A 14518-nucleotide genomic window follows, 5' to 3' on the forward strand; every position below is an offset into this window, starting at 1 on the left:
TTTTTTGCTTGTAACATAATTAACGGGGCAATGAGAACCCATACTCTCAAATTAGTTGAAGAAGGTGATGGGGTTTATAAGAGCGGTATTACCGGTCCTCTCGCGGATTGTATAGGTGACACCTGATTGCCGCGGGGGTAGTAGGCCGACGGCCTGACCCGATATGTTGTGCCTCGCCGTCCCAACCAAGCGAGGAGCTGTCATGGCCACCGAGTACGCCCTGTTCACCGCCGCGCTGGGGCTGAGTGCGCCCCGGGAGGTCAGCGACATCCGCTTCGATGTCGAGGCCAAGCGCATCGACTTCGATGTCACTTTCGCCAGCGGCAGCCGCTTCGCCTGCCCGGCCTGCGGCGCTGAGGGGCAGCCGGTCCACGGCACGCGCCAGCGCACCTGGCAGCACCTGCACTTCTTCGAGCACCAGGCCTACATCCACGCCGCGGTGCCGCGGGTGCGCTGCCAGGACTGCGGGAAGACCTCGCAGGTCGAGGTCCCCTGGGCGCGGCCGGAGAGCGGGTTCACGCAGCTGTTCGAGGCCCTGTGTCAACGCCTTCGACTCGCGCCTGTCCAATGGCTCCGTCGAGGGGATGAACGCCCAGATCCAGGCGGCCAAGGCGCGCGCCCGAGGCTTTCGCACCACGCGCAACCTGATCACCGTGTGCTATCTCATCGGCGGCAAGCTCACCCATCTGCCGGCGTCACCCTACGGCACAACATGTAGGCCGGCGGCCGCCTGACCTGATGACTGAGTCACCCACACGATTCGGGACGGCACCCATCAGCCGCGCGAGGCACGAGCGTCGGCTGCATGGCTTTGTTGGGCATTTTACCACTACAGGTCCGGAATACTTTCATATGCATCCCGGAGTTCATCGCCTTCCGGCCGATTTTCCGCTACTCCTGTCTTAATCGATTCGATATGGGGCTGTAGTTTTTCCCGGAGCCAACGGTACTTAACAGCAACCGAGGGATCCCTTACTGCGAGACCCGACTCTACGATTTGTTGCAGGCAGTACAGGTACTTGGGGTAATCAAGTTCCGGATCGTCAAGCTCGGATTGAGCACCGGTTACATAGTTTATGTAGTACATTCCGTCGGAGTCCTTTTCGAGCAGACTCATGATGCTTTGCACCTCATGCTCGGGAAGATGGTGTCTTGCGTGCGCCCTGGCTCCCAAGTTTATGATGGACTCATCTAATATCACCCTGGGGTATAGGGCGGCCTTGGATTCGAGTACATAGGCATCAACCATTCCAGGACCGAACAAAACTTTTGGGGTATGAATGAGCTTCCCTTGTGCCACCGCTCCCCGGCAAAGGATACCCCTAAGCACGAGATTTACCTGCACCCACATAATATTGAGCAGAGCATAGAACACGCCGCTTTCTTCGGTTGCTCGAAAAGATATGACCACGGAGTCTGAGAACTGAGTGACCTCCTCCCCTTCCCGGTCTTGCTGGCGATCGATATCGAGGATATCCCTTATGCCTTCAAAAGCCGCGATCAGGTGATCGGTACGATCCTTTTCCTCGGTACCATCAGGATCGATCGTTCCTGCCACATGGCCCCGAAATCCCAAAATGTCAAGAAAGCAGACAACTCTATCTTCGTAGTTCATTCTGAATCTGCCAAACTTTAAATAGACGGCCAAACCGCCGCGTAACATCCCAACCCAGCCCACGGACCGCGGCAACATCGCCAGTAAACCAAGGCCTTGCGCTCGACGTCCAAGACCTTTCGATGCGCGTTATGCGGCGGTTCCGCGGCGTAACGCATTATCCTGCGCTTCCGCCGCATAAAGCTTCCACCCAGAACCAGGCGCAACACCATCAGCGTTTCTCCACACGCTTGAGCCGCGGACGAAACGCATTCACGAACCGATTAAGCTGCTCCGACAGCCAGGCGCGGCACGCCTCGTCGCTGGCGAAGTCGTCGAGCTGGGCGTAGATGGCAAATCCGGGGCGCTCTTCAGTGCCGTCCATGCCCTGGTGCGTCCCCTCAGGGAGTTCGCTTAGGATCTGCTCGCGCTCCTCGTTCAGGGCGTCGAGCACCTCGAGGCGCTCGGGCTTCCTACCGCCCAGAAATACGCCGCAGATGCCATGGCTCATGGCACGAAACGCCGTCACCCACATCCCGGTTGACGGCATGGCGACCCTCACGTGGTTGCGTGGGCGGTAGACCGGTGGCTCCTGCTCGGGGTCATTGAAGGCGATTCGGGTTAACGGCTCCCACCAAGCCACCTCGTCCTCGGTAGGGCGCGATTGCGACGGTTGGTCCGCGTCGCCCTCACCCTCTTGAAGGACGGCGCCATTGGGACCTTGCATGACCACAAAGGTTCGCTCGATCGTGTGGGTCTTGGCGATGACACGCGGCTGGACCGCGAGCCCCTGTTCGCCGAACTGATACAGGGCGACCTCGACGAGGCCAAAGCTGAAGCCAAGGGCCGCATTGCGGCTGATCAGGTCGGTCATCCCGCTGACCCCTTCACGGATACCATCCCCTGCGATCAGCAACAGGAATCGCCCCTCTCGCAGGGCGCGGGCCGTTGCATCGACGAAGACGGCCTCGTCCAGGTCCGTTTGCAGCTGCCGGGCGGCCTCAAACGGTCGATTCGCCTTGTCTCCGGAGGCGGAGGCCACCCGGCGCTGGAGGTCGGCATAGTCCCATTGGGCAATCGCCCGGGCGTAATCGAGGATCTGCGCGATCACCTTTCGCCGCGCTTCCGGGTTGCGCCAGAGCTTGCACTCCACCAGGGTCAGCCGGCCGGAGGGATTGATAAAGGCGGCGTCTACCGGACCCGCCTCGGTCTCAAGCTCGGTGCAGAGGGGGGCTAACGGCGCAAAGGACGGGTCGATCTCCTCGATCGGCAGAACATCCGGGTTGTCGGCCAAAAGGTCACGTAACCACGCCTCATCACGGCCGTCGGTAAACCCCAGAGGGGCCCTGCGAGCCTTGATAAAGCCGCTGCTCTCCTCGTGCCTGAGGAGCATATCGGCGTAGTTGGGCATCGGCCCCGTACCTCCTTTTCAGTGGCCGAATCACACGCGCCGCGACGCGGGCTCCCCCCGCATCGACAGCAGCTGCAGGATCAGCAGCGCGAAGTCGCGCCCCTTCTCCTTGTCGTCGAGGATCTCCATGGACAGCTTCTCGTGGTCGTGCATGGCATCGAGCACGATGTCGGCGACCCGCTCGGGGAATTGACCGTGCATGAGCTGCTGCGGGTTGTTGCGCTGGACCTCGGCCATGACCGCCTCGTCGCGCTCGATCCGGTCCGCCACGCCCTGGGCGAAGTTGAGCTTGTCCTGCTCGTCCACCTCGGCGCCGAAGAGGTCGTTGAGCCGTTCGATGATCTCCGCCAGGGGTTTCTTCTCGGGGGCGTGCGGCTTGCCGGAGCCGACCTCGCTGACCGGCTGGAGGTTGTAATCCCCCGCCTCGTCGCGGGCCTCAAGCTGCAGCCGCTGCTCCTGGTGCTTGGTCAGGCGGTAGTGGGTCAGCGCCAGTTCGGAGAGGTCGATCGCCTCCTCGTCAAGCCGGTCGACGCGCAGCAGCGGGTGGAGGTGTTTGGCATAGACGCAGAGCTGCTCAAGCTCCACGTCGTCGTAGTCGACGATCTGCGAGAGGAACTCGTAGCTGCGCACGAAGCTCTGCAGGTTCTTGCGGAAGAGATCCAGCTCATCCAGGGCCTCGTCGGCCTCCTTGATCTCGTGTTCGGCCCGCGAGACACCCGCTTCGTCCCCGTTGCGCTCGGCCTGGCGCTTGGCCTCCTGCCAGGCCTGGCGCTGCTCCTGTGCCGCCTTATAGCGCTGGGTAAAACGCTCCTTGGCCGGCTGACAGGCAGTGCTGAGCTGCGCGTTCTTGGCCTTGGGGTCGAAGAAGGCGCGGGCGAACTGCTCGACCTCCTCCCAGTGGTAGACCCCGGCAGCATCCAGGGTCCGCTGCAGGTCGAAGACCACGTTGGCGTCGGAGACGTCGGCGAGCTCGGCCTTGTTGTAGTAGGGCCGGAAGGCGGCGAGGATCTCCTCGGCGTCGTTGACGAAGTCGAGGACGAAGGTCTCCTTGCCGGGGAAGATCCGGTTGAGCCGCGAGAGGGTCTGCACGCAGTCCACGCCCTGGAGCTTCTTGTCGACGTACATGGCGCAGAGCTTCGGCTGATCGAAGCCGGTCTGGTACTTGTTGGCGACGATCATCACGTTGTAATCGTCGGTATCCAGCGCCTCGGCATGATCGCGGCCGTTCAGCCCGGGGTTGAGCTGGGCGCTGTGCTCGGTGACCTCCTCGGGGATGGTGTCATCCGCTGGCACGCTGCCGGAGAAGGCCACCAGGGCGTGCACGTCGTTGTAACCCTGCGCCTCCACGTGTTGGCGCAGGGCCAGGGCGTAGCGCACCGCCTCCTGCCGGCTGCCGGTGACCACCATGGCCTTCGCCTGGCCGTTGAGCAGGTGGCGTACCCGGGTGCGGAAGTGCTCGACGATGACCTCCACCTTCTGGCCGATGTTGTAGGGGTGGAGCTTCACCCACCGGGCGAGCTTGGCCGAGGCCTTGCGCGAGTTGACCTCATAGGCCTGGTCATCCGGGTGGGCCAGGCGCCAGGCGGTGCGGTAGGTGGTGTAGTTCTTGAGCACATCGAGGATGAATCCCTCCTCGATGGCCTGGCGCATGGAGTATACGTGGAACGGCTGCGGCAGGTTCTCGCTGCTCCGCCCTTGCTCCGGGTCTGGCGGCCGGCCGAAGAGCTCCAGGGTCTTGCCCTTGGGCGTGGCGGTAAAGGCGTAGTAGCTGATCCGCTCCGTGGGCTTGCGCGCTGCCACCGCCGCATCGAGCAGTTCCTCGGCGCTGACCTCGTCGGTCTCCGGGGCATCGGCACCGAGGATGGTCTTGAGCTTGCTCGCTGCCGCGCCGCTTTGTGAGGAGTGGGCCTCGTCGGCGATAACCGCATAGCGCCCCTCGGCCAGCTGCGGCCGGGCGTCGAGGGCATCGAAAAGCGCCGGGAAGGTCTGGATGGTGACGATGATGATCCGCGTCTGCTCGGCCAGGGCCTCGGCGAGCTGCTCGGACTTGCTCTGGTTACCGACCTCCCGGGTGATCGGTCGGACGACCCCCTGGGCGTGCTCGAACTGGTAGATCGTGCGCTGGAGCTGGTCGTCGAGAACGGTGCGGTCGGTGACGACGATCACCGAGTTGAACAACCGGTTGCCGTCGTCGTCGTAGAGCGCGGCCAGCTGGTGGGCCACCCAAGCGATGGAGTTGGATTTGCCGGACCCGGCGCTGTGCTGGATTAGATAGCGCCGGCCCGCGCCCTCCTCGGCCGTGGCGGCCAGCAGGCGATTGACCGCCTCCCACTGGTGGTAGCGGGGAAAGATCAGACTCTCCCGGGTCTTGCGCTTGCCGTCGAATTCTTCCTCGGTCTTGCGCTCCAGGTGCAGGAAGCGGGCGATGATCTTCAGCCAGGCATCCGGCTGGAAGACCTCGCGCCAGAGATAGCTCGTGGCGTAGGTGTCGGCGTCGGGCGGCGGGGGGTTGCCGGCGCCGCCGTCGGGTGTGCCCTGGTTGAACGGGAGGAAGGTCGTCTCGGCGCCGGCGAGGCGGGTGGTCATGGCCACCTCGTTCTGACTGACGGCGAAGTGCACCAGCGCGCCGCGCTTGAAGCTCAGCAGCGGCTCCTCCTTGCGGGTGACCGGATCCTTCGGGGGGCGATCGTTGCGGTACTGCCGCTTGGCCTGCTCAACGGACTGCTTGAAGGCGCTCTTAAGCTCCAGTGTCGCCGTGGGGATGCCGTTGACGAAGAGCACCAGATCGAGCCGCGGGTTGTACTCTCCGGTGCGGGCGTGGGGGGAGTAGGAGACCTCGGGGACCACGCGCAGCCGGTTGGCCCGGTAGCGAGCCTGCGCCTCGGGGTTCATGCCGTGGTCGGGCCGGAAGCTGCAGGTGGCGATGCGCACGCCGGGGACCTTGAAGCCGTGACGCAGCACATCGAGGGTGCCCTGCTTCTCCAGTTCCCGGACGGTCGCCTTGATCAGCGCCTGCTCGGGGTGCTGCGGGTTGTTCTTGGTGAACCTCTCCCAGCGCTCCGGGTAGGCCTCCTGGACGAAGCCAATCAGATCCTCAGGATACAGGGCGTGGGTGCGGTCGTAGCCGCCCGCCTCGCCGACGAGCCAGCCAGCGGCGCGCAGCTCGTCGATGATGTCCTGTTGGAAGGGTGCTTCGCGACTATCAGCCATGCCCGGTCATCCTTTTCCCCCGGCCAGAATGCCCCACTGGCATTAGTGGAACATCATCGGCCACTCCCTGGCGAGCGCGCCAGCCGTACCCATTCAGCGCGCCGAGTTCACGGCCGCGGTCACACGGGGTGCGGCGTACCCGACTCGCTCTCACCTTCCACGTCGGATCCGGCCGCCGTGGTGTTGATGGCACCGTCCGCGCTGGCATCCGGTTGTGCCGCCTGAACCTGGCGATCCTGCCACTCTGCGTAGGTCTCGTTGGTGCCGTCGACGCGCCAGGCAACCCGGCCATTGGCCGTTCGCCCGGAGACCACCGCGGCCGCCGCACTGGGGCTGTTGAACCCTTGATCCTGGGCGAAGCGGCGTCGCCCCTGGCCGTCGTCGACGAGAATCCCATCACTGCACAGCTGATTGAACAGCGCCTGGTAGCCGCCGCTGGGACCGGTCCACTGGGCGCGTGCCGCCGAGCCTTCGAGCACGAAGAACTCACCGTCGTGCTCCCGGCCAGTGGCCACCAGACCGTGTTTGGGCAGCTCGAGCCGGAAGGTCGGGGCCTGTTCCTGTCGCTCCTCTTCCGGGCGGGCGGCCTCCCTTCGCGGCGCTGCGGAGCGCAGGAAGTCCAGACCAAGGACGGGCAGTACGACACGGATCTGATCGGCGAAATAGGCCATGTCCGCCCGGTCGGATTCCGGCAGGTTTTCGTAGTCGTGTCCGGTGCCGTTGACCAGCGTGCAACGGCCCAGCTCCTTGGCACTGCGCAGCAGCAGGCTCTCCAGATATTTCACGTGCGCCTTGGTCAGGTTCTGATCCTTGCTGGTGATCAGACAGACCCGCTCCCAGAAATCCCTCCCGCCTTTGTCCTCAGGCCGATTGTGCTGCTGCAGGCGCGTTGCGACGTTGTCGCTCTCGCCGATGTAGACCAATGGCCGCAGGCTGTTGTCCGGATCCGCACCGACCAGAAAGTACACCCCGGCCCGCCCACACTCGGGGCGCTGGACCAGCTCGCTCAACCGGCTGCGCGGCCCCATGAGCACGTGCCCGGTCCAGTTGACGATCTCGGCGGTCATCAACCCATGGGGGGAGTCGTCCACCAGGAAGAGGCGAATGCTGCGGCCGTAGCTCATAGCGCCGCTCCTTCGCGTTCCTGCTCCGGTTCGGCAGCGGCCGGCGGCGCCCAGTCACGCACGTCGATCTTGCCGGTGACGGCGGCGGAGATCAGGGCGGAGCGGCGTTCTTGGAGCAACTGGATACCCGATTCAGCCTCCTCCATCAACGCGTCGATGCGGGCCGTTTCTTTTTCGAGGGTACGGGATATCTGTAGCTGCTCTTCCGGTGGCGGCATAGGGATTCGAATCTCTTCAATCGACTCCCGATTGACTTTCGGCATCGCCACGCGCTCTGATTCCAGAAAAGCTAGCGTCGAGAACGATTCAGACAGAATCGTCCAGCGCAGATAATCGCCATACACCCCACTTTGCGCCCTGAGAGGATACATATCAGCGCTGCATAGGCAATCTTCGTAGGCTACACATGCTTTTCTCAATGACGGTCGAATCTTGCTGTATATTACGTCGCCAGCATAGCAATAATACTTGCCACTCTCTGCCCCCTGCTCTTCTGCAGTCTCACGAGCCATGAGTCGTCCAGTCCCTGACTCAATGTGATTTGGAGCAACAAGCATCATGCTCCTATATGGCTCCTGCTTTGGATCAACCTGACCCTCAGCAATTTTTGCACACCGGACGAACTTCACGACATCCCAATGCGCCGGCACTTCCCCCAACCACTCCACGCCGGAGTCCTTCATCGGCACATCGGGGTCGAGGCCTTTGGTGACGGCATGGGAGATCACCGCCTGGCGCTTCTCCTTGAGCAGCTCGATCAGGCGCTGCTGCTCCTCGATCAGGGCGTCGATACGGGCGGTTTCGTGGTCGAGGAGCTCCGCTATCTTTTGTTGCTCTTCATCCGGCGGAACAGGAACATAAAGATTTTCAATAGTCTCAACCGACAAACCCGGTTGCGCAGCCGATGTCGCATATTGATTAAGATTCATTGAGCGAAGAAGCTCACCGAGCCAAAAACCGTCAATTTGTCTTCCAGGCCAAACAACAACCGCATGCTCAGATGCCCAGAACCTTCCTTTCGCGTAATTGACGTTACCGCAAAGAGCTCCTTGGCGCCCAATCAAAGGGTAAAAACCGTCGTGAGTGTATCCAGATGAAAAACCCCTTATGCCATTCCCGCCGTAAACGGCATACTCCCCCTCTTCACTGATGTGATCGCTGCTTATCGCGTCGCCACTTTCGAGACGCGCAACACGCTTCAGCGCACTGACGGACCAATGCTCCGGCACCTCCCCCAGCCACTCGACCCCAGAATCCTTGTACTCGGGATACGCCGGGAAACTCATGTATCCTCCTTTCCACTTGGTTTTCCGGAAGAGTGGCCGCCCCAGTCACCTTGAGCCGTCGCCCAGAAGAGATCCAGCCTCCAGCCGTCCGGAAAGCCCATCCGCGCAGGATCGACGTCATGCACGTCAATAAGGGCCAATAGCCGCTCTCGCCAGTGGTGCCTGGGGCTGATCTGGTCAAGGAAGTAAGCCTGCATCACCAGCGTGTTGTAGATCTCACGCTTCGCTTGGTAGTGAAGGTGTCTCAACAACCGCACTGGCTTTTTCTTGGGCAGTTCCATGGTCACCGTCAGGCTGCGATTCCAGACCCGACTATGGTGTGCGCAAAGGTTGCGTACGTAGGTCAGGTGGCGGATAAACCCTTGGAAGGTTCTCTGATCCAGCCCGTACACGGCGGCGATGCGCTTGCGGTCGGCAGGCCGCAGCTGGGTTATCCAGCGGGAGAGTAAACCCAGCGACATGACCTCACAGACGGACCAGACCGGCGGCATTGCTGGAGTGGAATACTTTGCCGAGTAGTGCCGGATAAAGAGTTCCTTCGACCGGCCAACCTCCTCCCGAAGGGCCGCCAGATTCTGCGTATGCCAGTCGGCGCGTACCGCATGGGTTGGCTCAAGATACGAATGAGCCCCGTAGGTGAGCGCTAGGTAGTAGGCCCACTGGGTGCGAACGGAAATCTCGATCCGCTCAATCGCGTCGAGCAAGAGCAACCGGAACTCGCGATCAAAGATATAGAGGTTGAGGGCATCCTCAAACCGGGCCCCCGAACGGAACTGATGGGTGGAGTAATCTTCCTCGAACGGAAGCCAGTAAGCGGTAAGCCGGTAGTAATTGATGTGCTGCAGGTAATGGCGGGCGCGATCGACGTCGTCGATCTGCATGCCCCGCTGACGAAGGATCTGGATCTGCTCGTCGACAGTGGTGGCGGGCTTGCCGAACTCCATGTTCAGCACCCGGAAAAGAAGAAACCCGCCGATTTGAGGGTACTCCGAGGAGCATAGCCTTGGCGGGTTTTGTTACTGAACAGTGTAGCCGCTAGAGGCTCTTCACTCAACGCCGCGGCGCACGCCGCCCCGACGCCCTCGATCGCCGCGAAGACGGCTGCCCCGCCCATCATGCCGACAGCTCCTCGATCATCCGCTTGATCCGGTCCGTGCAGACCTTCAGGTCCGCGTCGATCTCTTCGAGCGGGCGCGGCGGGGTGAACTTGTAGAAGTGGCGGTTGAAGGGGATCTCATAGCCGACGATGCCCACCTCGCCGTCCTGGGCGTCACGCTTGGCCTCGTCGATCCAGGCGTCGGGGACGTGCGGGCGCACCTCGCGCTCGAAATAGTCGTAGACGGATTCGGTCAGCGGCACGTTCTCGTGGTCACGCAGGCTGGTGTCCGGCTCCGGGTTGCCCTTGGCGTCGGTGCACGGCTTGGCCTCCGGGTCGCGCTCGGATAAGGCGTTGAGGACCGCTTTCATCGGTGGCGCGCCGAGCTTCACTTCCCGCTCCTCCAGGGCACGCTTCAGGTCGCGGGTGAACGCCTGCCGGTCCCGGTAGAGCATCTGGCCGTCCATGGCCTCGCAGGCGGCCAGGAGGCGGGCCTGGGTGTCCTCGTCGAGTTTCTGGATCGGCTTCTCGTCGAGGATCCGGCGGATGCGCTCCTCGCTGGCCTGGAAGTTGAGCCGCAGGGGCCGCTCGACGGTGATCCGCCGGTAGCCGAACTCCGCCACCGGGAAGAGCTTACTCTCTTCGCTCTCCTCGAAGGCGCCGTAGAGGCGGACGATGTTGTCGATGTTTGTATCGTCGATGTACTGCCGCTTGGATCCGAGCGACTTGCGCATCTTGCTGTAACGCTCGGTGGCGTTGATCAGCTGCACCCGACCGCGGCGCTCCGGCGGCTTGTCGTTGGAGAGGATCCAGACGTAGGTGGCGATGCCGGTGTTGTAGAACATGTCCGTGGGCAGGGCGACGATGGCCTCCACCAGGTCGCGCTCAAGCAGGAAGCGACGGATCTCCGACTCGCCGCTACCGGCCCCGCCGGTGAACAGCGGGGAGCCGTTGAGGATGATGCCGATGCGCGAGCCACCCTCCCGCGGATCGCGGACCTTGCTCACCAGGTGCAGCAGAAATAGCAGGGAGCCGTCGGAGACCCGGGGCAGGCCCGGTCCGAAGCGGCCGTTGTACCCCCAGCGCTTGTGCTCGTCGGTGACCTGCTTCTGGACCTTCTTCCACTCCACGCCGAAGGGCGGATTGGCAAGCATGAAGTCGAAGCGCTCGCCGGCGAGCTCGTCGTCGGAGAGGGTGTTGCCGAGCTTGATGTTCTCGACCTGCTGGCCCTTGATCAGCATGTCCGCCTTGCAGATGGCGTAGGACTCCGGGTTGAGCTCCTGGCCGTGCAGCGAAACGGTCACGTTATCGCTGACCTGCTGGATGTAGGCGTCACTCTCGGAGAGGAAGCCACCCGTGCCGGCGGCCGGGTCATAGACCGTGACCACGCTGTGCGGTTGCAGCTTGTCGTCCTGATCGGTGAGCACCAGCGAGGTGGTCAGGTGGACCACGTCGCGGGGCGTGAAGTGCTCACCGGCGGTCTCGTTGGAGCTCTCGGCGAACTTGCGGATCAGCTCCTCGAAGATCGAGCCCATGCCGAAGTTGGAGATCCGCCCGGGGCTGAGATCCATGGCCGCGAAGCGCTGCACCACCTGGTAGAGCAGATTGTTCGCCGAGAGCTGCTGGACGAAGTCCTCGAAGTTGAAGTGCTCAAAGACCTCTCGGGCATCGGGGCTGAACGACTGGACGTAGCTCATCAGGTCGTCCGCGGTCTGCGTGTCCGACAGCGTCCCCAGGGTCAGCGGCGAGGTGTTGAAGAAAGGCTGATCGGCCGCCCGGCGCAGAAGCCGCTCGCGCACCCCCAGCGGCTTGTCCGCGTGCTCCTTCGCCGCGGCCAGCACCTGCTCCTTGGTCGGCTCCAGGACGCACTCCAGCCGCCGCAGCAGGGTAAACGGCAAGATGACCCGTCCGTACTGGGATTGCTTGAGATCGCCGCGCAGCAGGTCGGCGACCGACCAGATGAATCCGGCCATCTGGGAGTGATTCTCGGTGTTCAAGGCAGCTCCTTGTTGCTTGTTCGAACTGGAGGTCCTGTCTCCGGCACCGCGCACCGTATCCAGGTGCCGCGATGGCGCTGCTTGGCCCCGGGCGGGGCATCCACCCGCCAAGCGCATGGGGATATTAGGCGTTATCAAGCCCCTAGGTCACAACCGTTGGAGTCCTTCTGACGCGAAGCTGGAGTAACGCGCAAGCACGGCTGGCGGTTCGGCAGAGATCCACTGTCAATGACAACCGACCTCGCAGGGTAGATGACCAAGGCGACAATCCGTGTCGCTTCCGCGCTGACATGTGTACCCCGGAAGGGCCCGACTTTGAGAGTCAAGTGGCTCTTGCGGGGTTCGGCGGGGGGGTGCGACCGCCGATCGACCTTGCACACACGGGCGTGATCTTCAGCGCTTGAGCGTTATCCGCGTGTGGACATAATGACCTCCGATACCCGTTTTGGTTAATTCTTAGGGGTACTGCCCCCCCCGATACCCCCTTTACAGAACCGCCCTGCGATTCCTGCTCCCGCGCTCGCGGCCGCGCAACGAACAATCAACAGGTTAATGATCCTCATGGGGTCGATACCCCCCTTGTATGAGCCGGGTGGCACCATGCCTGGCGCTTCCCAAAAGCCGGCGAATCAAAACCTTGCGAACCAGAGGAGGTTCGATACCCCCTTGTATGAGCCGGGTGGTGCGACCCCTGGCGATTCCCAATTCGTTTTCATTCAGTCGCTTGCAGAACAGAGGGGGTCGATACCCCCCTTGTATGAGCCGGGTGGTAGCGATGCGTTCGTTATTGCGTACACCCGCAGAATCAGGCCACTGCGAACCATGCCCTTTCCGATACCCCCCTAGTATGCGCCGGGGGGTAGCGACCTTTTTGATTTTGCGTGGACCGGGATTATCAGCAGGTTGCACTTTATGCTCTGCTCGATACCCCCCTTGTATGAGCCGGGTGGCACCACGCCTTGCGCTTCCCAAAAGCCGGCGAATCAACACGCTGCGAACCAGGGGGGTTCGATACCCCCCTTGTATGAGCCGGGAGGTATCGCCCCTTTCGATTTCGCGTAACTCAGGGGTATCAACAGGTTGCAACTTCTGCCCTGTCCGATACCCCCCTAGTATGAGCCGGGTGGCACCACGCCTGGCATTTCCCAAAAGCTGGCGAATCAACACGCTGCGAACCAAACGGGGCCGATACCCCCCTCGTATGAGCCGGGTGGCACCACCCCACATTCTGCCCATTTTCCGCCTGATCAGCGTTTTACTGAACAGACGGGCGCAATACCCCCCTTGTATGAGCCGGGTGGTATCGAGCCGTACGCGTGTCACGAACATTGGGACACCTAGTCGGTCACAACACGCAGTCACATCGATTTCCCCCAAGGCCAGCCCCAAGCCACCCCAGCTGTGCAACGCTGGGGGCATCACCCCGGTTTTTCCCTTTCGTACTCGGGGCACGATGACTTGAATAAACTCTGCCAAGGCCGGCTCCGATGTTCTGCACCCAATTCCCTCGTATTTCGCCCATTGGCGCACCGCCCCCTGTACTAGGGGGTTTGCGTACCTTAAGAACCCACCGGTGTACCGCACGGTGCTCTGTGTGTACTGCGCAGTTTTCAGCACGAAGCGACCACCCGCGCGGTGAGCCGGCGTGTACCGCCCGGTTTTCCCCGTGTACCGCGCGGTACACCTTCGGCGTAGGAATCGCCGCAGCCGACGCTCAATCCGAAGGCAACCGCTGCACACCACCTGAGGAATGAGTTTGTAGGACACCCACCTGATATAGGCGGCGATGCCGAAGAGCGCGACGAGCGACTGAGATACGAGTACAACGGCCCGCGCCGTCCAACAGGCCAACAGCAACGGCAGGACGATCAGGACACCGACCAGCGCGCCCCGGCGCCAAACGCCGCAGCGTCAACATCGCCACCAATGCCGGAATCAGCACGAAGCTGCCAGTGAGTAGGGCCGCCAGAAAGTGGTGATACGCAAAGGCTGACCTCAGCCGGCTCAAGAGAACCTGGGTGAAAGTTGCGTAAAGCAGCACTGCGAGCATCGGCCCAGGCAGTAGTTCATGCGCCGCACCTGCAGCCCGCTATCCCTCCAAGAACAAGCCGGAACAGGATGGCCATCAGGTAGATCCAAGACTGGTGCCCCTCGGGGCTGAGCCGAATTGCGTACGGCGGCCATCTCCGACCCGCCTCGTCGCCGCACGCATTGATGTCTTCATGCCTCCAGCGGACTAGTGTTAGTCAACCCTCAAACGCATCCGACGTGGACTAGAACTAGAAGTCCCTGCCAAGGCGCCACAGCCACCCGCCACGCCCCCCTATATCACAGCTAGTTCGACACGCCGTTTTATCAGCCTCTGCCTCACCGGCCGCCGCGCAGCTGACCGTTACTCAGACGCCGACCAATGCGGGTCCGCGTCACGCGAATGCACTCAATGAGGCCACATTCCATGTCATTGACGACAAACACAAGCAGCGCTCTTCCTTAACGTCTACGGACACGTAACTGGACAACACGAGGAGGACACCGATGGCTCATCCAGAAACTGCCGGCATTAAACCCAACGAGCGCTTGCTCCGTATCAACAGCGTTATCAAACGCGTCGGCCTTGGCCGATCGACGATTTACAAAAAAGTAAAGGAAGGTGGCTTCCCAAAACCTATAAAACTGGGTGAGCGTGCCATCGCCTGGCGGGAAAGCGACATTGAGGAATGGATTTCCCGCCGCCATCAAGCAGACTTCTAGCCCGACCTGCATCTTCGTTTCGCAGAAGAAGAGGACCAATCACTGGAGT

Annotated in this window: 9 protein-coding genes and 1 pseudogene; 3 read left to right on the top strand and 7 right to left on the bottom strand. The window is 62.2% G+C overall.

Features of this window, described 5'->3' with window-relative positions:
* Positions 1–202 precede the first annotated feature (202 nt).
* Both HHAL_RS13565 and HHAL_RS13720 read left to right on the top strand, forming a co-directional pair.
* A pseudogene (locus HHAL_RS13565) lies at positions 203–550 on the top strand (transposase family protein); the annotation flags it as partial.
* A 34-nt stretch (positions 551–584) separates the two neighbouring features.
* Positions 585–734 carry a hypothetical protein gene (locus tag HHAL_RS13720; protein WP_081432172.1) on the top strand — a complete coding sequence of 50 codons (150 nt, stop codon included), beginning with the start codon at positions 585–587 and terminating at the stop codon, positions 732–734.
* 95 nt (positions 735–829) lie between these two features.
* Here the strand turns inward: HHAL_RS13720 and HHAL_RS05860 are convergent, their stop codons facing one another.
* From HHAL_RS05860 to HHAL_RS05890, 7 genes are all read right to left on the bottom strand, one after another.
* Complete coding sequence (locus HHAL_RS05860) at positions 830–1615, bottom strand: hypothetical protein (RefSeq protein WP_011813948.1); 786 nt, start codon at positions 1613–1615, stop codon at positions 830–832.
* Between the two features lie 211 nt (positions 1616–1826).
* Complete coding sequence (locus HHAL_RS05865) at positions 1827–3005, bottom strand: hypothetical protein (RefSeq protein ID WP_011813949.1); 1179 nt, start codon at positions 3003–3005, stop codon at positions 1827–1829.
* 30 nt (positions 3006–3035) lie between these two features.
* Positions 3036–6215 carry a type I restriction endonuclease subunit R gene (locus tag HHAL_RS05870; RefSeq protein ID WP_011813950.1) on the bottom strand — a complete coding sequence of 1060 codons (3180 nt, stop codon included), beginning with the start codon at positions 6213–6215 and terminating at the stop codon, positions 3036–3038.
* A 119-nt stretch (positions 6216–6334) separates the two neighbouring features.
* Positions 6335–7339: a GIY-YIG nuclease family protein gene (locus HHAL_RS05875; protein WP_011813951.1), complete on the bottom strand. Its 1005-nt coding sequence runs from the start codon at positions 7337–7339 to the stop codon at positions 6335–6337.
* Positions 7336–8625, bottom strand: a complete 1290-nt coding sequence (locus HHAL_RS05880) for a restriction endonuclease subunit S (protein ID WP_011813952.1) — start codon at positions 8623–8625, stop codon at positions 7336–7338. Before HHAL_RS05880 ends, HHAL_RS05875 begins: the two co-directional genes overlap by 4 nt.
* Positions 8622–9569 carry an Abi family protein gene (locus tag HHAL_RS05885; RefSeq protein WP_049751470.1) on the bottom strand — a complete coding sequence of 316 codons (948 nt, stop codon included), beginning with the start codon at positions 9567–9569 and terminating at the stop codon, positions 8622–8624. The genes HHAL_RS05880 and HHAL_RS05885 overlap by 4 nt, the downstream gene beginning before the upstream one ends.
* Positions 9570–9738: 169 nt before the next feature.
* Positions 9739–11718, bottom strand: a complete 1980-nt coding sequence (locus HHAL_RS05890; protein WP_011813954.1) for a type I restriction-modification system subunit M — start codon at positions 11716–11718, stop codon at positions 9739–9741.
* A 2535-nt stretch (positions 11719–14253) separates the two neighbouring features.
* Between HHAL_RS05890 and HHAL_RS12590 the strand changes: the two genes are divergently transcribed.
* Positions 14254–14469 (top strand): helix-turn-helix transcriptional regulator, encoded by a 216-nt coding sequence (locus tag HHAL_RS12590; RefSeq protein WP_011813955.1) that lies wholly within the window; start codon positions 14254–14256, stop codon positions 14467–14469.
* Positions 14470–14518 lie beyond the last annotated feature (49 nt).

Source organism: Halorhodospira halophila SL1, assembly GCF_000015585.1.
In the GTDB taxonomy this organism is placed as follows: Bacteria; Pseudomonadota; Gammaproteobacteria; order Nitrococcales; family Halorhodospiraceae; genus Halorhodospira; species Halorhodospira halophila.